This window comes from Thiobacillus denitrificans DSM 12475, from assembly GCF_000376425.1.
In the GTDB taxonomy this organism is placed as follows: Bacteria; Pseudomonadota; Gammaproteobacteria; order Burkholderiales; family Thiobacillaceae; genus Thiobacillus; species Thiobacillus denitrificans.
Map to the genome: position 1 here is coordinate 340,302 of NZ_AQWL01000005.1, position 20,890 is coordinate 361,191.

The window sequence follows — 20,890 nt, forward strand, 5'->3', positions numbered from 1 at the left end:
AGGGGAACCTCAAGATGATGGAAGAAAACGAAATCGCCGCCTGCATGCGGCGATCGCTCAACCGCTATTTCAAGGATCTCGACGGGGAGGCACCGAGCGAGATCTACACCATGGTGCTGAGCGCGGTGGAAAAACCCCTGCTGACCTACATCCTCGACCGCGCCGAAGGCAACCAGACGCGCGCCGCCGACATGCTCGGCATCAACCGTAACACCCTGCGCAAGAAGATGCGCGAACACGGCCTTTCCGACTAACCTTTCCCTCTCTCGCCAAATGAAGATCCAGCGTGCCCTGCTTTCCGTGTCGGACAAAACCGGCCTCGTCGATTTCGCCCGCGCCCTCGCCACGGCCGGCGTCGAGCTGCTGTCCACCGGCGGCACCGCCAAGGCGCTGCGCGACGCCGGCCTCGCGGTCATCGACGTCAGCGAATACACCGGCTTTCCGGAAATGCTCGACGGCCGCGTGAAGACGCTGCATCCGAAGGTCCACGGCGGCATCCTGGCGCGTCGCGACCTGCCGGAGCACGTGGCGACGATGACCGAACACGGCATGCCTTACATCGATCTGGTGTGCGTCAACCTGTATCCCTTCGTCGCCACGGTGTCGAAACCACACACGCTCGACGACGCTATCGAGAACATCGACATCGGCGGCCCGGCGATGGTGCGCTCGTCGGCCAAGAACTACCGCTTTGTGGCCATTGTCACCGACCCTGCCGACTACCCCAAGCTCATCACCGAAATGCAGGCCAGCGGCGGCGCACTGACCGACGCCACCCGCTTCACGCTGGCGAAGAAGGCCTTCTCCCACACCGCCGAATACGACGGCGCCATCAGCAACTACCTGACTGCGCTCAACACCAGCAACGAACGCGAGGCCTTCGGCGAAAAACTGAACCTGCAGTTCACCCGCGCGCAGACCTGCCGCTACGGCGAGAACCCGCATCAGGCCGGCGCCTTCTACGTCGAGGCCAACGCGCCCGCCGGCACGATTTCAACTGCGCGGCAGATCCAGGGCAAGGAGCTGTCCTACAACAACATCGCCGACACCGACGCCGCGCTTGAGTGCATCAAGCAGTTCGACGCTGCCCCGGCCTGCGTCATCGTCAAGCACGCCAACCCCTGCGGCGTCGCCTACGGCGCGACCCTGCTGGAGGCCTACGACCGCGCCTACCAGACCGATCCCGAATCGGCCTTCGGCGGCATCATCGCCTTCAACGGCCGGCTCGACGGCGCCACCGCCGCCGCCATCGTCGAGCGCCAGTTCGTCGAGGTCATCATCGCGCCCGAGGTCAGCCCGGAAGCCTCCGCCGCGGTCGCCGCCAAGAAGAACGTGCGCCTGCTCGAATGCGGAAAATGGACGGGAGCCATCGCCCAGCTCGACATGAAGCGCGTAGCCGGCGGCCTGCTGGTGCAGGATTCCGACATACTGCTCAACGCCGAACTGAAGGTCGTCACGCAGCGCGCGCCGACCGAAAAGGAAATGGACGATCTCCTGTTCGCCTGGCGCGTCGCCAAGTTCGTCAAATCCAACGCCATCGTCTACGCAAAAGACCGCATGACGGTGGGTGTCGGCGCCGGCCAGATGAGCCGCGTCAACTCCGCGCGCATCGCCGCGATCAAGGCCGAGCACGCCGGCCTCGCCGTGCCCGGTTCGGTAATGGCATCGGACGCCTTCTTCCCCTTCCGCGATGGCATCGACCAGGCCGCGGCCGCCGGCATCCAGGCGGTGATCCAGCCTGGCGGCTCGATGCGCGACGACGAAGTCATCGCCGCGGCAAACGCGCACGGCATCGCGATGGTGTTCACCGGCACGCGACATTTCCGGCATTGAATGCGAAGAGTTATAGGGGCCGGGGGGTGCGGCGAAGTCGCTCATTCCCTAGTTCCTAAACCCTAGCCCTAACCCCTAACCAGCCCGTCACACACATGAAGATCCTCGTCATCGGCTCCGGCGGACGCGAACACGCACTGGCGTGGAAGCTCGCGCAATCGCCCCGCGTCTCGCAAGTGTTCGTCGCCCCCGGCAACGGCGGCACCGCGACCGAGGACAGACTCGTCAACGTGCCGCTGACGGAGATTCCGTCGCTGCTCGAGTTCGTCCGCCGCGACGAAGACATCGCATTCACGGTGGTCGGGCCCGAAGCTCCCCTGGCAGCGGGGGTGGTCGATGCCTTCCGCGCCGCCGGGCTGAAGATTTTCGGCCCCACCCGGGCCGCTGCCCAGCTCGAATCGTCGAAGGATTTCGCCAAGCAGTTCATGGCGCGCCACGCCATCCCCACTGCGGCGTTCGGTACCTTCACCGACGCTGCCGCGGCACACGCCTACATCGATCAACACGGCGCGCCCATCGTGGTCAAGGCCGATGGTCTGGCCGCGGGCAAGGGCGTGGTCGTCGCGACGAGCGCCGAGGAGGCGCACGCTGCCGTGGACGCCATGCTGTCCGGCAACAGCATGGGCGAAGCCGGCCACCGCGTAGTGATCGAGGAATGTCTCATTGGCGAGGAAGCCAGCTTCATCGTCATGGTCGACGGCGAGCACGTGCTGGCGCTGGCGTCCAGCCAGGACCACAAGCGTCTGGGCGACGGCGACACCGGCCCCAACACCGGCGGCATGGGCGCCTATTCGCCGGCGCCGGTGGTCACGCCCGAACTGCACGCGCGCATCATGCGCGAGGTGATCCATCCCACGGTCGAGGGCATGGCCGCCGACGGCATCCGCTACACCGGTTTTCTGTACGCCGGCATCATGGTCGGTGCCGATGGCGCCCCCAAGGTACTCGAATTCAACTGCCGCATGGGCGACCCGGAAACCCAGCCGATCATGATGCGGCTGAAGTCCGATCTGGTCGCGCTGGTGGAAGCTGCGGTCAACGGCAGGCTCGACCAGATCGAGGCCGAATGGGACCGCCGCACCGCGCTCGCGGTGGTGCTGGCCGCCGCCGGCTACCCCGACGCCCCGCAGAAGGGCGCCGTCATCGGCCCGCTGCCCGCGGCCGCCGAAGACCTGCACGTGTTCCACGCCGGCACCGCCACCCAGGATGACCGCACCGTGGTGAGCGGCGGCCGCGTGCTGGCGGTGACCGCGCTCGGCGACAGCGTGCGCATGGCGCAGAAACGCGCCTACGAGGCGGTGACCTGCACCCATTTCGAAGGCATGCAATACCGCCGCGACATCGGCTGGCGCGCACTCGACCGCAAGAAGTGAGGCGTCAGGCGTGAGCTGCGGGGCGACCAACCTGCGCGCACATCTGCGGCGTGGCGGCCTGATCGCCTACCCGACCGAATCCTGCTACGGCCTCGGCTGCGACCCGCGCAATCCGCGCGCACTCAAGCGCCTCATCCGGCTCAAGGGCCGCAGCGCCGCCAAGGGCATGCTGCTGATCGCCGACCGCTTCAAGCGGCTGCAAGCCTTTGTGCGCCCCCTGAGCGCGCCTGATCGGGCACGGATGCAACGCACTTGGCCCGGCCCCGTGACCTGGGTGGTGCCCGCCTCCGCCGCCTGCCCCCCCCTGCTCACCGGCGGACGCCCCACCATCGCGGTGCGCGTTACCGCCCAGGCCTGCGCCGCACGGCTGTGTCGCAGCCTCGGCATGGCGCTGGTTTCCACCAGTGCCAACAAAAGCGGCCAGCCGCCCGCCAAAAGTGCGGCCGAATGCCGCAGAATATTCGGTGCGCAGGTGCGCGTGATCGAGGGCCGCATCGGCCAGCGCCGCCGCCCTTCCACCCTGATCGACCTCTCCACCGGAACCGTCCTGAGACCCTGATGCCTACCGACGCCTTCGACCCCCCAGCCGTCAAAACCTGGCTGCTCGACTTGCAGACGCGCATCGTCGCCGCGCTGGAGATCGCCGACGGCCTGCCGTTCCGCACCGATGCCTGGGAACGCTCCCCCCCCGGTACGGGAGAGCACCCTGAAGGGCATAAAGGGGACAAGGCTGGATCAGGCTTGAAGGGCGGCGGCATCTCGCGGTTGATCGAGGAAGGCCGCGTATTCGAGCGCGGCGGGGTGAATTTCTCGCACGTGATGGGCAACCAGCTGCCGCCGTCGGCCAGCGCGCACCGTCCGGAACTCGCCGGGCGGCGCTGGGAAGCGATGGGCGTCTCGCTGGTGCTGCACCCGCGCAATCCCTACGTGCCGACGGTGCACATGAACGTGCGCTGCTTCGCCGCGATGAAGGAGGGCGAGACGCCGGTGTGGTGGTTCGGCGGCGGCATGGATTTGACACCCTACTACGGCTTCGAGGACGACGCGCGGCATTTTCACGCCACCTGCAAGGCCGCGCTCGACCCGTTCGGCGCCGGCTTGCATCCCCGCTTCAAGGAGTGGTGCGACCGCTACTTTTTCCTCAGACACCGCAACGAGCCGCGCGGCATCGGTGGCATCTTCTACGACGACTTTTCCGAAGGCGGCTTCGAGCATGTGTTCGGCATGACCCGGCGCGTGGGCGATGCGTTCCTGGATGCCTACCTGCCGATCCTGGAACGCCGCAAGGACACCCCCTACGGCGAACGCGAACGCGATTTCCAGGCCTACCGGCGCGGCCGCTACGTCGAATTCAACCTGGTGTTCGACCGCGGCACCCTGTTCGGCCTGCAATCGGGCGGGCGCACCGAATCGATCCTGATGTCGCTGCCGCCGATCGTGAAATGGCGCTACGACTGGCATCCCGCGCCCGGCACACCGGAAGCGGTGCTCTACACCGATTTTCTCACCGCGCGCGACTGGGTCTGAGGCATGCACAAGATCCCGCGCCGCATCCTGATCGGCCTTGGCATCCTGCTGCTGTTGATCGGGCTGATCGGACTGATCGCCTGGGAACTGCTGTCGTCGGCATTGGAGGCGAAATACCTCGCCAAGACCGCGCAGAAAATGACCTGGCAAATCCGGCCGGGACCGTCCAGCCGCATCCGTTACCCGGGCCAGGGACCCTATGACGTGCGCCTCGGCTACAGCAAGCTGCCGGATTACCTGGCGCGGCTCGACCGAGCGGACTGGCAGATCGACCGGCAGGCCCGGATCAGCATCCAGATGGAGCGGGCTGACGATCTTGGCCTGTTCCTGCCGTACCAAGAAAAAGATCAGGCCGGCCTGACCCTGCTCGACAGCGACGGCAAGCAGCTCTATCAAGGGCTGCACCCGACGCGGGTATACCATCGCTTCGAGGAGATTCCCAGGGTGCTGGTCGATGCCCTGCTCCACATCGAAAACCGCGAACTGCTGGCCGAGCAGTTCCCCACCCGCAATCCGGCGGTAGAGTGGGACCGGCTCGCCCAGGCCTTGCTGGAAAAAGGCATCAGCCTGGTCGACGCGGATCGCAACGTGCCGGGCGGCAGCACTCTGCCGACGCAGATCGAAAAATACCGCCATTCGCCCGAAGGCCTGACCGGCAGCATGAGCGAGAAGCTTCGCCAGATGGCCACCGCCAGCCTGCGCGCTTATCTCGATGGCACCAACACGCTGCCGATGCGACGCCAGACCGTGATGGCCTATCTCAACACGGTTCCGCTCGCCGCGGCGCCGCGCTTCGGCGAAGTCAACGGCGTTGGCGATGGCTTGTGGGCATGGTACGGACTGGATTTTGCCGAGATCAACCGCATCCTGGCCAGCAAGCCGGCTTCCCGCGACACGGCCTACGCCAGCGCGCTGAAGCATGCGCTGTCGCTGATCGTGGCGGAGCGCCGCCCGTCGTATTACCTCGCCGCCAACCGCAAGGCGCTGGACGCCCTCACCGACGACCACCTCGATCTGCTGGCCAGCGCCAATCTGATTTCACGCGAACTCGCCAACCACGCCAAGGCCATCAAGCTGCGCAGCACGCGTCTGCGCATCGACCCGCCGGCGCCGCGTTTCGCCGACCAGAAGGCCACCAATGCGCAGCGCATCCGCCTCGCCGCGCTGCTCGGCGAGCCGCGCCTGTACGATCTCGACCGGCTGGACCTGAAGGTCGACACCACCATCAACCAGCCGGCGCAAAAAATCGTCAGCCGCTACCTGCAAAGCCTGGCCAAACCGGAAGCCGCTGCCGCCTCGGGGCTGATCGGGTTTCGCCTGCTACAACCGGAAAATCCGCTGAGCCAGGTGATCTACAGCTTCACCCTGTATGAAAAAGCGCCGTCCGGGAACGTGCTGCGCATCCAGGCCGACAATCTCAACCAGCCGTTCGACATCAACAGCCAGACGCGTCTCGATCTCGGCTCCACCGCCAAGCTGCGCACTCTGGTCACCTACCTGCAAATCATCGCGCGGCTGCACGCCGAACACCGTTCGCTGGACGCCGCCGCGCTCAGACAAAAAGCCCAGCCGCAGCGCGACGTGCTGTCTCAGTGGGTAGCCGCCACCCTGCTGAACCAGCCCGACATCCGGTTGGACGCCCTGCTGGATGCCGCGATGGGCCGCCCGTATTCGGCGTCGCCGGAAACCTTTTTCACCGGCGGCGGACTGCACAACTTCGCCAACTTCGATTCCAGAGACAATGGCCGCGTGATGGACGTATGGGAGGCCACCAAGAACTCGGTCAATCTCGTCTACATCCGCATCATGCGCGATATCGTGCGGCATTACGCCAGCGCCTCGCCGGGGGCGGCTGCACGTATTCTGGACGACGCCAGCAACCCGATGCGCACAACCTATCTGATGCGTTTCGTCGACAAGGAAGGGCGCATCTTCACCCACCGCTTCTATCAGCGCCACCGGGGCCATACGGCGGCGCAGATGGCGGAAGATCTGTACGCCCGCGTGCGTGCCAACCCGCGCCGCTTCACCGCCGTGTTCCGCTATCTGGAGCCGCGGGCAGACTTCGAGGCCTACGCCGCCACGCTGCACAAACAGATTCCCGCCAGCGCCGGCCTCAGCCGGAAAACGCTCGAATCGCTCTACAAGACCCACGCACCCGACGCTTACAGCCTGACCGACCGCGGCTACGTGACGCAGATCCACCCGCTGGAACTGTGGGTGGTGCAAACCCTGCGCACGGCGCCGAAGACCGACCTCGATGCCCTCTACGAACAGGGCGCCGAGGTCCGCCGCGAGGTCTACAACTGGCTGTTCAAGACCAGTCGCAAGAATGCGCAGGACATCCGTATCCAGAGCCTGCTCGAAGTCGAGGCTTTCGACATCCTGCTGCGCGACTGGAAACGGCTGGGCTATCCGTTCGACAACATCACGCCGTCGTACGCCACCGCCATCGGCAGCTCGGGCGACCGCCCCGCAGCGCTGGCCGAACTGATGAGCATCCTGGTCAACGACGGCATGCGCGCGCCGATGGTGAGTCTCACCGGCCTGCACTTTGCGGCCAATACGCCTTACGACACCCGCCTGTCGCTCAAACCAGCCAAGGGCGAACGGCTGCTGCCGGCCGAGGTGGCGCACACCGTGCGCCGCGCGCTGGCGCGCGTGGTGGAGGGCGGCACCGCCGCGCGGCTGGCCGGCGCACTCAAGAATGCAGCCGGCCAGCCGCTCGCCATCGGCGGCAAGACCGGCACCGGCGATCACCGGTTCGAGCGCTACGGCAAGGGCGGACAGCTACTCGAATCGCGCGTGGTCAACCGTACCGCCACTTTCGTGTTCTATCTGGACGATCGCTATTTCGGCACCCTCACCGCGCTGGTGCCGGGCGAGCAGGCCGGCCAGTTCGGCTTCACCAGCTCGCTCACCACGCAGATGCTGAAAACCCTGCTGCCGCAATTGCAGCAGCACCTGTATCCACGGCCGCCGGCGGCTGCCGCCACACCCCTCGCCAAACCGGCACCGGTCACCGAACCGGCGCCCCTCGCCCCGCGCGTACCGCAGAAGGACAAGCCTGACGGCGCCACCAGCCAGGCCGATCCGCCCGTCGAGGAACCCTCGACCGAGAGCGGTTTTCCGGAAGACCTCGAACCCAGCGTGGTGATGCCGGTGCCGCCCGTTCCCGCGGCACCGGCCGACGCGCCGTGACGCGAGGCTTGGGATCGCGCGCGAATCGGAATATGCTAAAAAGCCGCTTCTTCTGACCCGGCCATGAAAGGCACTCATCCCTTGATCCAGCACCACGCTTCCACCGATCCGGACAACGTCAGCATCCCGGCGCTGCGAGTGTTGTCGGAAATCACCACCAGCCTGTCCAGTGACGCCAACGTCGAACAGCTGCTGGGGCGCTTTCTCTCGACCATGATCCGCCTGGCTGGCGCGCAGGCGGGTGCGGTGCGCGTCATCACCGACGACCGTACGCACCTGCGCCTGATCGGCTCGGTCGGGCTACCGCCCGAACTGGTCGAACACGAGAGCATCGTCAGTGTCGATTGCGGGGTATGCGGCAAAGCCGCGCGCGAGGTGACGGTGAGCAGCTGGAACAACGTCGCCTTCTGCAAGCGCCAGGCCAACGACACCTATTTCAGCGATACCTGCAACACCGTGGTGGCAGTACCGCTGATGCACAAGAACCAGGTCATGGGGGTCTACAACCTGTTTCTGGACGAAGGTCACGCCGTCCCCGAGGACGTGCGTCTGCTGTTCCGCTCGATCAGCGAGCACCTCGGCATCGCACTGGAAAACGCGCGGCTGACCCGCGAGAACATGCGCATCTCGCTGATGAACGAGCGCCAGATGCTGGCCAACCAGATTCACGACTCGCTGGCGCAGACGCTGGCCTACGCCAAGATGCGGCTCACCGTGCTCTCGGATGCGATGCGGCACGAGGACTATTCCAAGGCCAACCGCTACCTCGGCGATGTCGAGGAGGCGGTCGATCTCGCCTACGCCGATCTGCGCGACCTCATCACCCAGTATCGCGACCGCATCAACCCGCGCGGGCTGGTGCCGGCGATCCAGGAACTCGCCAAGAGCTTCCGCAAGAAGGCCAATGCCGACGTCGATTTCCTCAATCTGGTGCAGGACGTCTCGCTCACGCCCGACGAGGAAATCCAGGTCTTCCACATCATCCAGGAATCGCTCTACAACATCGCCAAGCACGCGCGTGCGCGCCACGTCGTCATCACCCTCGACCTGGAAAACGGCCAGTACATCGTCAACGTCGCCGACGACGGCGTCGGCGTGCAGAAGAAAAACGACGAGTCCTCGACCCTCGGCAAGAGCTTCGGCCTCACCATCATGCGCGAGCGCGCCGCCAGGCTGAACGGCAAGCTCATCGTGGAGTCCCGCCCTGCCGGCGGCACCGTGATCCGCCTCGCCTTCCCGCAACGCGCCGCACCCCGCCAACACAGCGAGAACACCGCATGAGCCTCACCCGCATCATTCTGGTCGACGACCACACCCTGTTTCGCAAGGGTCTGGCAGAACTGCTTGAACAGAGCGGCAGCATCGAGGTCACCGCCTTTACCGGCAATCCCGACGACGTCGCCATGCTGTTGAAAGCGCACCGCCCCGACGTGCTCATCCTCGACCTCAACATGCCCGGCACCGACGGCATCACCCTGATGCAGCAGCTGCGCGCCGACGACTTCGACCTGCCCATCCTCATCCTCACCCTCTCCGAAGCCGAAGACGACCTCGCTCGCGCCCTGCGCGCCGGCGCCAACGGCTATCTGCTGAAAAGCATGGAACCCGACGAAGTGGTCGACGCCATCCTGCGCGCCCAGCGCGGCGAAACCGTCGTCGCCCCCGCGATGACCGCCAAGCTCGTCAAGCTGTACGACCAGAAAAACCAGGACGCCGGCTCCCTGCTCGACGCGCTGACCCCGCGCGAACGCGAGATCCTCACTCACCTGGCGCGCGGCGAAAGCAACAAGGCCATCGCCCGCACCCTCGACATCAGCCACGACACCGTCAAGCTGCATGTGCGGCATATCCTCGCCAAGCTCAACCTGTCGTCGCGGGTGGAGGCGGCGGTGTTCGCGGTGGAGCACCGGGTGGCGCCAGGGGGGCGTGGCGAAGGGCGATAGCGCAACCCTCGCCGCCACAAACGAACGGCCACGGCCACCGGTATCCGTTCCATCAAGAAAAACCACCCGCCGAAAAAATGTGCCATCAATCAAAACAGGAAACGACATGAGCAATCCCCCCTGCTCGAAATGCGGCTCGCAATTCACCTACGAGGACGGCGCCCAATACGTCTGCCCGGAATGCGCGCATGAATGGCCACAGGCAACGGCAGCGGAGCATACCGAGCCGGTGCGTGTGGTACGCGATTCCAAGGGCACCGAACTGCGCGACGGCGACACCGTCAGCGTGATCAAGGATCTGAAGGTGAAGGGATCATCGCTGGTGGTGAAAGTCGGGACCAAGGTGAAGAACATTCGCCTGGCCGAAGGCGATCACGACATCGACTGCAGAATCGACGGTATAGGCGCGATGGGCCTGAAGTCTGAGTTCGTGAAGAAGGTCTAGCCGCCCGGCTTTGCCGCCCTAGGACCACACCCCCGGCCGCGGCGAGAAGCTGTCCAGCACCCGCAGGTAGCTGTCACGCGCCATGGCGGACGGATCATACAGATTCTTCTGGCTCATGCTGCCCTTCAGCTGGGCGACCGAGGCGTATTCACGCTCGGCCATCCAGCCTTCCATGGCGTGCAGGATTTGCGTCAACCGGCCCGGCCCATGCTGCAGCAGGCAGGACGCCAGATGCACCACGTCGGCGCCGACCAGCAGCAGCTTCATGGCTTCCTCGTGGCTGTGGACGCCGCCGGTGGCGGCCAGGGTCAGCGGGGTGCGGCCATGCAGAATGGATAACCAGCGGATGCGCAGCAAGGCCTCTTCGGGCAGCGACAGATGCAGCCGATCCACCACGTAGAGCTTGTCCAGGTCGATGTCCGGCTGATAGAAACGATTGAACAGGGCGACGCCGTTCGCACCCGCGAGCTCAAGCTGTTTCACGAAATGCGGCAGCGAGGAAAAGAACGGCGACAGCTTCATGACGATGGGAACGCTCACCACCTGGCGCAGTTCGGTCAGCAGCTTGAGATAACGTGCCTCCACCGCCTCGCCGGGTTCCATCATCTCCGCCGCGACGTGGTAGACATTGAGCTCCAGCGCATCGGCGCCGGCCTGCTGCAGTTCATGACCCAGTTCCACCCAGCCGGACGGAGAGATGCCGTTGAGGCTCGCCACCACGGGAATTTCCAGGCGGCATTTGAGCTGGTGCAGATGCGCCAGATAGTGATCGAGGCTGCTGCGGAACTCGCCATGATCGGGCAAGAAGCCATCCTCCGCTTCGCAGCTCCCAAGGCCGGCATGCAGCAGGAAGCGATCCATCATCGCGTCTTCCGCCCGCAATTCCTCCTCGAACAGGGAATACATCACCAATGCGGCGGCGCCGGCGTCCTCCAGCCGCAGCGCCGTGTCCAGATTGCGCGACAGCGGCGAGGCCGAGGGCACCAGCGGGTTCTTTAGCTTGAGGCCGAGATAGTCGGTGGAAAGATCGATCATGTCAGGTTTCCGGTTTGGATTGATCGGCAGGTTTTTGCGCTAGATCCCGATAGGCCTTGAAGCGCCGTTCGGCATCCTGCTGCGCCTGTTCCAGGAAACGCTGCGCCGCTTCGGGCTGGCTGCGCGCGAGCATGGCGAAGCGGGTCTCCGATTCCATGAAGGCCTTGATCGGCTGGGTCGGCGCGGCGGAATCGAGCTTGAAGGGATTGCCGCCCGCCGCCTCCAGCCGTGGATCGAAGCGGAACAGCGGCCAGTGTCCGCTCTTCACCGCCATTTCCTGCTGGCGCTGGTTGTATAGCATGTCGTAGCCGTGGGCGATGCAGGGACTGTAGGCGACGATCAGCGAGGGGCCGGGATAGGATTCGGCTTCGTGGAACACGCGCAGCGTCTGCACATCCTTGGCGCCGTAGGCGACGGTGGCGACGTAGGCGTGGCCATAGTTGCTCGCCAGTTTGGCCAGGTCCTTCTTCGTGGTGGCCTTGCCGCCGGCGGCGAACTTGGCGACCGCGCCGAGCGGGGTGGCCTTGGAGGTCTGGCCGCCGGTATTGGAATAGACCTCGGTGTCGAGCACCAGGATGTTGACGTCGTAGGGCAGCGCGAGCACGTGGTCGAGACCGCCGTAGCCGATGTCGTAGGCCCAGCCGTCGCCGCCGATGATCCACACCGAGCGGCGGATCAGCCATTCGGCGACGCTGGCGAGTTCCTTCGCGCGCGAGTGGCCTGACGCCGCCAGTTTCTGCAGCAGCACGGCGACGCGCTGGCGCTGTTCGGCCAGGCCGGCCTCCTCGCGCTGATCGGCATCGACCAGCGCGGCGGCGAGGTCGCCGCCGATATCGCCAGCCAGTTCCTGCACCAGCTGCTGCGCGTAGCCCATCAGCTGATCGGAGGCCAGCCGCATGCCGAGGCCGAATTCGGCGTTGTCCTCGAACAGCGAATTACTCCACGCCGGGCCGCGCCCGGCGCCGTTCACGGTGTAGGGCGTGGAAGGCAGGTTGCCGCCGTAGATCGACGAGCAGCCGGTGGCGTTGGCGATCAGCATGCGGTCGCCGAACAGCTGGGTGGCGAGCCGGATATAGGGCGTCTCGCCACAGCCGGCGCAGGCGCCGGAAAACTCGAACAGCGGGTCGAGCAGCATGGCGCTGGGAATCGTGCCGTGCTTGATTGCGCTGCGGTCGAACTCGGGCAGGCGCAGGAAGTAGGCGAGGTTGTCGCGCTCCTGGTCGCGCAGCGGCGCGATCGGCGCCATGTTCACCGCGCGCCGGCTGACGTTGGACTTGTCGTGGATCGGGCAGGCCTCGACGCAGTCGCCGCAGCCGGTGCAGTCCTCCGGCGCGACCTGATAGCTGACGCGGGTGCCGGCGGGGAAGTCCTTGCTTTTCGCCGCAACGTGCTTGAAGGTCGGCGGCGCGTCCGCAACGGACGCTGCGCTGAAGGCGCGCGCGCGGATGGCGGTATGCGGGCAGACGAACACGCACTTGCCGCACTGCGTGCACAGGTCCGCGTCCCACACCGGGATTTCCAGCGCGATGTTGCGCTTTTCATATTGCGCGGTGCCGAGCGGATAGGTGCCGTCAGCGGGCAGCAGCGATACCGGCAAGGCGTCGCCCTTGCCCTGGTAGAGCGGCAGGGTGAGGTCGCGCACGAAATCGGGAATGCCGACTGCCGCCACCGGCGCGGGCTCGGGCTGCTTGCCGCTGGACGCTTCTGCCGGAATGGCGACCTGATGCAACTCCGCCAGCGTCATGTCGATGGCACGGTAATTCAGTTCCACCAGGCGCCGGCTCTTCTTGCCGTAGGTCTTGTCGACCGCATGCTTGATCGCGGCGATCGCGGTGTCCTTCGGCAGGACGTCGGCAATGGCGAAGAAGCAGGTCTGCATGATGGTATTGATGCGCCGCCCCATGCCCGCCGCGGCGGCGACGGCGTAGGCATCGATCACCCACAGCTGCAGGCGCTTGTCGCGTATCTGCGCGCGCAGCGGGTGCGGCAGCGTGTCCCACACCTGGGCGGGCGACGCCGGCGTATTGAGCAGGAACACTCCGTCCGGCGCGGCATGTTCGAGCAGGTCGTAGCGTCCGACGAACATCGGCTGGTGGCAAGCGACGAAGCCGGCCATACCCGCTTCCACCAGATAAGTGGAACGGATGGCCGCCGGGCCGAAGCGCAGGTGCGACACCGTGACTGCACCGGACTTCTTGGAGTCGTAGACGAAATAGCCCTGTGCCTGCAGGCCGGTGGCCTCGCCCACGATCTTGATCGAGTTCTTGTTGGCCGACACCGTGCCGTCGGCACCCAGCCCCCAGAACACCGCATGTTGCAGCTGGCGGGCGGCATCGGTGCGGAACGCCGCGTCCCACGGCAGCGACAGGTGGGTGAGATCGTCGTGAATGCCAATGGTGAACTGGCGCATACGATCTTTCATGGGCTTCAGCCCATAGAAAGTCGGAGTCCCCTTGTGGGGCCTGGGCGCAGTATTGGATAGTTCGTCGAACACCGCCTTGACCATGCCGGGAGTGAATTCCTTGCTGGCGAGGCCGTAGCGGCCACCGATGACCCGGGGCATGGCGCGCGCGCCGTCGGCCGCCGCCTGCGCCAGCGCGGTCACCACGTCCTTGTACAGCGGTTCGCCGTCGGCGCCCGGTTCCTTGCAGCGGTCGAGCACGGCGACGGCTGTTGCGCTGGGTGGCAGCGCGGCCAACAGCGCCGCGGCCGAAAATGGCCGGTACAGCCGCACCTTCAGCACTCCCACCTTTTCGCCGCGCGCAAGCAGGTGCTCGACCGTCTCGTGCACGGTCTCGGCACCGGAGCCCATGAGCACGATGACGCGCTCGGCATCGGCCGCGCCGACGTAATCAAACAACCTGTAGCGTCGGCCGGTGAGTGCGGCGAAACGCTCCATCGCGTCGTGCACGATCTGCGGAAAGGCGTCGTAAAACGGATTGGCGCGCTCGCGCGACTGGAAGAAAACGTCCGGATTCTGCGAAGTACCCCGCAGCACCGGATGCTCCGGCGACAGCGCGCGCGCCCGGTGCGCCGCAACCTGGGTGTCGTCGATCATGGCACGCAGCGTGGCCGGCTCCAGCGCGACAATTTTCGCCACCTCGTGCGAGGTGCGGAAGCCGTCGAAGAAATGGATCAGCGGAATGCGCCCGGCGAGCGTGGCCGCCTGCGCGATCAGCGCAAAATCCTGCGCCTCCTGCGGCGAGTTGGCGGCGAGCATGGCGCAACCGGTGGCGCGACAGGCCATGACATCGGAGTGGTCGCCGAAGATCGACAGCGCATGCGTCGCTACCGCGCGCGCCGCCACGTGCAGCACGCAGGGCGTCAGCTCGCCGGCGAGCTTATAGAGATTGGGGATGAACAACAGCAGCCCCTGGCTGGCGGTGAAGCTGGTGGCCAGGGCGCCGGAGGTGAGCGCGCCGTGCAGCGCGCCGGCCGCGCCGCCCTCCGACTGCATCTCGATGATGCCCGGTACCGCGCCCCACAGGTTGGGCTTGCGCTGCGACGCCCACTCGTCCGCCCACTCGCCCATGTTGGAGGAGGGCGTGATGGGGTAGATGGCGATCACCTCGTTGCCCAGGTAGGCCACCCGGGCAACGGCCTCGTTGCCATCGATGGTAAGTGTGGTGGTCATGGCTGCTCTTTAGCGGACAAATATGTCTTTTATTTTAGACATGAGTTGCGCATGAAACCACCCCTCCTGCCAGCAGGTCGGCCATGCCGCTTGGCGCCGAACCTGGCTCAGCAATGAGCAATGTGCGCTCGACGCCTGCAGGTCCGGAAAGAGCGGGGCCGCGGTAGCGGGCAGGATCGCGCATCATCGCACACGCCCGGGGGGATCAGGCTTTGGCGCGGATGCAGCGCCCGACGAGCTTGCGCACCAGCGGCGCCACCACCATCACGGCAGGAAACGCCACCAGCCACGAATTCAGCCAGGCCGACAGCCACTTATCGGTAAATTCCGCGTACAGGCCGACCGCATTCCAGGTCGCCACGCCCGATACCAGCAAGGACATCAGGCCGGACAGCAGCAGGGCAAAGAGGGGTAATTCAAAACGTGCGGGGAGTCTGATCATGATTTGGCGGGATACGGGCAGGCCAGCGGCCTGCCGCGTTTGTCAGGGTAGATGATCCGGCGCTTCGAGCGGCGTGCGGCGGGCCTGTTCGCCATGCTGTTCAGGCTGATACCAGCTGAGCTTTTCGCGCAGCTTGACCACGTTGCCGACGATGATGAGAGTGGGCGCCTTGAGCCCGGCCTGTTCGGCCAGCGCGGGCAGCGTGGTGAGGTCGCCGGTGATGACGCGCTGCGTCGGCAGGGTGCCGTGCTGAATGATGGCCGCCGGCGTATCCGCGGTAAGACCGTGCTTGATCAGCGCCTCGCACAGCAATGGCAGCCCTTTCAGCCCCATGTAGATGACGATGGTCTGGTCACGGCGCGCGATGCCTTCCCAGTTCAGGTTGAAGGTGTTTTCCTTCAGATGCCCGGTGACGAAGGCGACCGACTGCGCGTAGTCGCGGTGGGTGAGCGGAATGCCCGCATAGGACGCCACGCCGGCCGCCGCGGTGATGCCGGGCACCACCTGGAACGGCACGCCGTGTTCGACCAGGGTCTCGATCTCCTCGCCGCCGCGGCCGAAGATGAAGGGGTCGCCGCCCTTCAGGCGCAGCGTGCGCTTGCCCTCCTTGGCCAGGCGCACCAGCATCAGGTTGATTTCCTCCTGCGGCACAGCGTGGTCGTCGCGTTCCTTGCCGACGTAGATGCGGTCGGCGTCGCGGCGGCACATGTCGAGGATCGGCTGCGAGACGAGGCGGTCGTAGACGATGACGTCGGCCTGCTGCATCAGGCGCAGGGCGCGGAAGGTCAGCAGATCGGGATTGCCGGGGCCGGCACCGACCAGATAGACCTCGCCGCGTCCGGTGACGTGGGAGGCGGCGTCACTGATCATGGCGTCGAGTTGCGCCTCGGCCTCGACGTCGCGCCCCGAAAACACCATTTCGGCGACCGGAGAGAGGAACACCTTCTCCCAGAACGCCCGCCGCTGTTCCGGCTTGACCGCCGCGCGCACGCGGTCCTTGTAGCGCGAGGCGAGTGCGGACAGGCGGCCGTAGGCGGCGGGAATCAGGGTTTCCAGCCGCGCGCGCAGCATGCGAGCCAGCACCGGCGATTCACCGCCGCTGGAGACCGCCACCATGATCGGCGAACGATCGATGATCGAAGGCAGGATGAAGCTGCACAGCGCCGGCTTGTCCGCCACGTTCACCGGGATATGGCGCGCACGCGCGGCGTCCGCCACGACCTTGGCAGCCGCCGCATCGTCCTCGACCACGATCACCGCGTCCTTGCCGTCGAGCAGAGCGGGGGTGAAGGCATCCGCTACCCGTTTGAGATGTTCGGCATGCGGCAGGCGCGCGAAGCCTTCGTGCAGGTCCGGCGCAGCGACATCGACGTAGGCTCCGGCGCGCAGCAGCAGTTCGGTTTTGCGCGCCGCGGTTTCGGAGCCGCCCACCACCAGGCAGTGGCGGTCGCGCAGATCGAGAAAAACAGGCAGGTAATTCATGGGGTTTACTCGGTAGGCGCAGCGGCGTCGCCCGGCTCGGCGGGTCCGTCTTCTGCTGAATAAGGCGGGATGAAGATGAAGCGCATGTCGCCCGGGCTCATCTCGACGAAATCGAGCGTCACGCCCTGCAGATAGGGCGTGCTCGATGACGCGATCAGGATTGCGATGCCATTGACGATGAGGTGTTCGTCGGCTGCTCGTTCAATGTCGAAGCCCATACCGTAGTTCACGCTGCCGTCGTCTTCCTGGTAGGCGGCGACACGCAGGATCATCTCGAACACATCGGGATTGTTGTTGGCGACGCGAATCTGCGCGGCGGCGGCATCGGTGATCTTGATCATGCGCGGGTCCTTACAAAATTAGGCGGCAGCGCGCGCCTTGTGCGCGCGCACCTGGTTCAAAAACGGGGCGATCCAGCCCTGTGCGCCGCTGCCCCGGCGATGTACATAGGCGGCCAGCAGATTGTGCTGCTGATAGCCGTCATGCTTGCCATCGATGCCGTGACCGCGCTGCACCCGGTAGGCGTATATGGAGTCGGCGGGCAGATTTTCCAGGCTCGAATAATGAAACTCGTGCGCCGGGACAGGCGCCGTCTCCTGCCAGCGATCCTCGCCGGTTGGCTGCAGGCGCGCATAGCCGCGTCCGACCGGGCGTTCGTGCATCACGGTATTGCCCGGCACCACGCCGACCATCTCACACGTCCGCCCCTGCCAGTCGAGGCTTTTTGACAGATACATCAGCCCGCCGCATTCCGCATAGGTCGGCAGTCCGCCTTCGATCGCGTTGCGGATGCTGCTACGCAAGGCCGTATTGGCTTCGAGTTCCACCATGAACATTTCGGGGAAGCCGCCGCCGATGATGAGACCGTCGACGTCAGGCAGTGCCTGTGCACGCAGGGTGTCGATGTCGACCAGTTCGACATTGGCGGCGCGCAGGCTGTCGATATCTTCGCTGTAATAGAAACCGAAAGCCTGATCGTGCGCAATGCCGATGCGCACACGCTCGGCGGACGCTACCGTTTCGGCCGCCGGCGGAACACTCAGCTCGGGCGCGTTGGCGGAAATCGCCAGCAGCCGGTCAAGATCGACCTGCGCCGCCACGCGTTCGCCGACGTGTCGAATCCGTGCGCGTGCAGCGTCCTGTTCATTGGCCGGCACCAGCCCAAGATGGCGCTCGGCGATCTGCATGCTGGCGTCATGTTGTACCGCACCGATCACCTCGACCTCGGTGTAATGCTCGATCACCGCGCGCAGCTTGGATTCGTGGCGACTGCCGCCTAGGTTGTTGAGGATGACACCGGCGATGCGGATATCACGATCGAAGGCCTGGTAGCCGAGGATCAGCGGTGCCACGCCGCGCGTCATGCCACGCGCGTCGATTACCAGCACCACCGGCACGCCCAGCAGCTTGGCCAATGCCGCATTGCTGTTGCTGCCATCAAGGTCGAGACCGTCGTACAGGCCCTTGTTGCCTTCGATCAGGCTGATGCGCGCGCTGGCGGCGGCACGGGCGAATTGCTGCTCGATCTCATCACGCCGCATCATGTGAAAATCGAGGTTGTAGCAGGGGCGCTGCGCCGCCATTCCCAACCACAGCGGATCGATGTAATCAGGGCCTTTCTTGAAAGGCTGCACCGCGTAACCACGCGCGTGCAATGCAGCGCACAGCCCCAGCGTGAGCGTGGTTTTTCCCGACGATTTATGCGCGGCAGAAATGAAGACGCGGGGCATACGATCTTTCATGGGGTTTTAACCCCATAGAAAGTCGGAGTCCTATTGTAAGGCATACGTTCTTTCATGAGGCGTCAGCCTCACAGAAAGTCGGAGCCCTCACGCAGGGCATACGCGCTTTCATGAGGCTTCAGATCTCATGAAAAGCCGGAGTCCTCTTGTAGGGCATCGCAGCCCCGCGCCTGGAGGAATCGTTTGAAGTGGCTTGCCGGTTCATGCCTGACGATCCCCCGCCAGGCTTGCGCCTGACAGGCTATCCGATCAATGTTCCAACTTGGCGACGCTGGCGTCGTCCAGGCTGGCCGGCAGCAGGCGCAGCACCTTGACCGCGAAGGTGGTTGCCAGCAACGCAACCGCCACCCCGCCCAGACCGAGGAAGAACTCGGGCATGCTGGGCACGTAGGTATGGATCTCGCCGTCGAAGAAGCTGCTCTTTTCGGTCAGGCCGGGGAACATGTCCAGCGGATAGGCCTGGGCGCCGATGATGGTGACATACATCTGAATGATGCCGCCCAGAATGACGAGACCGCAGGCAATCATGAGCCACGTGCGCTGTTTGCCCAGACTGCTCAGCAGGATCACCAGCGGAACCACACAACCGATGACGATCTGCCCCACCCAGAACAGCGTGGTCAGGCTACCGCCATCGCGCAGGATGAAGGCTTCCACCGCGTGGAACTTGGTGAAATAGAGACTGGTCATGTGCTGGACGACGACGAAATACAGTACTGCCGCGACGAACACGGCAAGCAGGGTCTTCAGGCGCATCATCACGGCATCGCCTAGCGCCCGGCCGGTCCAGGCATAGGCTGCGGCCAGCACCATCAGGTAGATCGCCAGGCCGTAGGCAAACGACATGATGATGAACATCGGCGCCAGCATGGCGGTGCCGTACAGTTCGCGCGCAACCAGGAAGCCGAACAGCGAACCGGTGCCGGTCGTCAGCGTCAGTCGCCAGATGAAGGCCGCGGTGCCCGCCGCCTTGGAATAGGACTTGACGCTGCGGTCCAGCATGGTCCACAGATAAATGCCCACCAGCACAAAGAAGCCGGAATACAGGAACACGTTCCAGGTGAACATCGACTTGAAGTTGAAGTTCGTCATCGCCACGATCAGGCGGTCGGAGCGGCCCAGGTCAAGCACCAACACCAGCAACCCGCCCAGCAGCAGCGCCAGCGACAGGATCGCCGACAGCGGCGCCAGCGGTTTGTACATCGGCTTGTTGAACACCGAGGCGATCGAGGCGACGTTGAGCGCACCGGAGGCGGCGACGATCAGGAATACGGCGAACACATGCGGCAGACCCCAGACGATCTGGTTGTCCATACCGGTCACGACGTGGCCGTGGTGATGCATGTAGTTCCAGGCCAATGCGCCGAACAGCACGAACAGGCCGAGGAATCCGAGCAGTATCCAGTACTTGGGACTGCTGCCTTCTACTTCGCGGAAAGTAATGCTTGCCATGTTGATTTAGATTCCGTGATAGCGAACGCCAAGGTTGAGATTCAGGTCGGCCCGCACCTGTTTGGTCGGCAGTTCGCGCAGGCGCCTGGAAATCTCGCTCTCGGGGTCGTTCATGTCGCCGAACAGCAGGGCATTGTGTCCTGCGGCGGTACAGGCCTCTGCACACGCGGTATTGCCGTCGCCACGATCCACCTTCTGCACGCAGAAGGTACAGGCTTCGACGCAGCCAATGCCGCGCGGCACATCCGGCTTCTGGGTGTCGTTCAGCGGCTCGTGCACCAGTGAACGCGCCTTGTAGGGGCAGGCCATCATGCAGTAGCGGCAGCCGATGCAGGTGTGGCGGTTGACCAGCACGATGCCGTCGGCGCGCTTGAACGAGGCGCCGGTCGGACAGACGTCCACGCACGGCGGCTCGGCGCAGTGCTGGCACAGCATGGGCAGATTGGTCTCCATCTGCGTCAGCGGGTCCTGCAGTTCCAGCTTGCGAATCCACTGCGGTGCCTGTTTCGGATGCTTGCTTTCCGCCACCGGTGTCCAGCCGTTTTCGGTGCTGCACGCGCTCACGCAATCATTGCAGCCGCTGGCGCACTTGGTGGCGTCCACCAGCATGCCCCAGCGCACGGCGCTGCTAGCAGCCTGCTCTTCAGCACGGCCGTGAGCCACTTCGTACAACATCACGCCGGGAGCAATGGCCAGACCCGCTGCGGTCGCCGTGGCGGCGCCCACAAAGCGGCGGCGCTCGGGCGATGCTGGCGTGGAATCAGACCTCGGTTTCATATCA

General features: G+C 65.2%; 17 protein-coding genes. 9 read left to right on the forward strand and 8 right to left on the reverse strand.

The annotated features are described in order from the left end of the window. Positions 1-14: 14 nt before the first annotated feature. From B059_RS0110540 to B059_RS0110580, 9 genes are all read left to right on the forward strand, one after another. A complete protein-coding gene (locus tag B059_RS0110540) occupies positions 15-254 on the forward strand; it encodes a helix-turn-helix domain-containing protein (RefSeq protein ID WP_018078218.1) in 240 nt (79 codons plus the stop codon). Between the two features lie 19 nt (positions 255-273). Next, positions 274-1,833 (forward strand): bifunctional phosphoribosylaminoimidazolecarboxamide formyltransferase/IMP cyclohydrolase, encoded by a 1,560-nt coding sequence (gene purH / locus B059_RS0110545; RefSeq protein WP_018078219.1) that lies wholly within the window; start codon positions 274-276, stop codon positions 1,831-1,833. A gap of 95 nt (positions 1,834-1,928) precedes the next feature. Continuing rightward, entirely contained in the window at positions 1,929-3,206 is a 1,278-nt protein-coding gene (purD, locus tag B059_RS0110550) for a phosphoribosylamine--glycine ligase (protein ID WP_018078220.1), read from the forward strand. A 10-nt stretch (positions 3,207-3,216) separates the two neighbouring features. Continuing rightward, entirely contained in the window at positions 3,217-3,765 is a 549-nt protein-coding gene (tsaC, locus tag B059_RS0110555; protein ID WP_018078221.1) for an L-threonylcarbamoyladenylate synthase type 1 TsaC, read from the forward strand. Then, positions 3,765-4,733 carry an oxygen-dependent coproporphyrinogen oxidase gene (gene hemF, locus B059_RS0110560; RefSeq protein ID WP_018078222.1) on the forward strand — a complete coding sequence of 323 codons (969 nt, stop codon included), beginning with the start codon at positions 3,765-3,767 and terminating at the stop codon, positions 4,731-4,733. The genes tsaC and hemF overlap by 1 nt, the downstream gene beginning before the upstream one ends. A 3-nt stretch (positions 4,734-4,736) precedes the next feature. Further along, the gene (locus B059_RS0110565) at positions 4,737-7,934 is read left to right on the forward strand and encodes a transglycosylase domain-containing protein (RefSeq protein WP_018078223.1); all 3,198 of its coding nucleotides are present in this window, start codon (positions 4,737-4,739) and stop codon (positions 7,932-7,934) included. Between the two features lie 63 nt (positions 7,935-7,997). Further along, a complete protein-coding gene (locus B059_RS0110570; protein WP_018078224.1) occupies positions 7,998-9,215 on the forward strand; it encodes a GAF domain-containing sensor histidine kinase in 1,218 nt (405 codons plus the stop codon). Next, a complete protein-coding gene (locus B059_RS0110575) occupies positions 9,212-9,877 on the forward strand; it encodes a response regulator (protein ID WP_018078225.1) in 666 nt (221 codons plus the stop codon). The genes B059_RS0110570 and B059_RS0110575 overlap by 4 nt, the downstream gene beginning before the upstream one ends. Positions 9,878-9,983: 106 nt before the next feature. Continuing rightward, positions 9,984-10,322, forward strand: a complete 339-nt coding sequence (locus B059_RS0110580) for a zinc ribbon domain-containing protein YjdM (RefSeq protein ID WP_018078226.1) — start codon at positions 9,984-9,986, stop codon at positions 10,320-10,322. An 18-nt stretch (positions 10,323-10,340) separates the two neighbouring features. Here B059_RS0110580 and B059_RS0110585 read toward each other — a convergent pair whose 3' ends face one another. From B059_RS0110585 to dsrO, 8 genes are all read right to left on the reverse strand, one after another. Next, positions 10,341-11,357, reverse strand: a complete 1,017-nt coding sequence (locus B059_RS0110585; protein ID WP_018078227.1) for a dihydroorotate dehydrogenase-like protein — start codon at positions 11,355-11,357, stop codon at positions 10,341-10,343. Between the two features lies 1 nt (position 11,358). Beyond that, on the reverse strand, positions 11,359-14,991 hold the full coding sequence (nifJ, locus tag B059_RS0110590) for a pyruvate:ferredoxin (flavodoxin) oxidoreductase (RefSeq protein WP_018078228.1): 3,633 nt from the start codon (positions 14,989-14,991) through the stop codon (positions 11,359-11,361). Between the two features lie 205 nt (positions 14,992-15,196). Further along, entirely contained in the window at positions 15,197-15,433 is a 237-nt protein-coding gene (locus tag B059_RS0110595; protein WP_018078229.1) for a DUF2798 domain-containing protein, read from the reverse strand. Positions 15,434-15,475: 42 nt separating this feature from the next. After that, positions 15,476-16,915, reverse strand: coding sequence for a siroheme synthase CysG (gene cysG / locus B059_RS0110600; RefSeq protein WP_018078230.1), 1,440 nt, complete (start codon positions 16,913-16,915; stop codon positions 15,476-15,478). A gap of 5 nt (positions 16,916-16,920) precedes the next feature. After that, a complete protein-coding gene (locus B059_RS0110605; protein ID WP_018078231.1) occupies positions 16,921-17,256 on the reverse strand; it encodes a HesB/IscA family protein in 336 nt (111 codons plus the stop codon). An 18-nt stretch (positions 17,257-17,274) separates the two neighbouring features. Beyond that, on the reverse strand, positions 17,275-18,657 hold the full coding sequence (locus B059_RS0110610; protein ID WP_245538774.1) for a cobyrinic acid a,c-diamide synthase CobB: 1,383 nt from the start codon (positions 18,655-18,657) through the stop codon (positions 17,275-17,277). A gap of 249 nt (positions 18,658-18,906) precedes the next feature. Then, the gene (nrfD, locus tag B059_RS0110615) at positions 18,907-20,109 is read right to left on the reverse strand and encodes an NrfD/PsrC family molybdoenzyme membrane anchor subunit (protein ID WP_018078233.1); all 1,203 of its coding nucleotides are present in this window, start codon (positions 20,107-20,109) and stop codon (positions 18,907-18,909) included. A gap of 6 nt (positions 20,110-20,115) precedes the next feature. Continuing rightward, positions 20,116-20,886, reverse strand: a complete 771-nt coding sequence (gene dsrO, locus B059_RS0110620; protein WP_245538775.1) for a sulfate reduction electron transfer complex DsrMKJOP subunit DsrO — start codon at positions 20,884-20,886, stop codon at positions 20,116-20,118. Between the last annotated feature and the right edge of the window lie 4 nt (positions 20,887-20,890).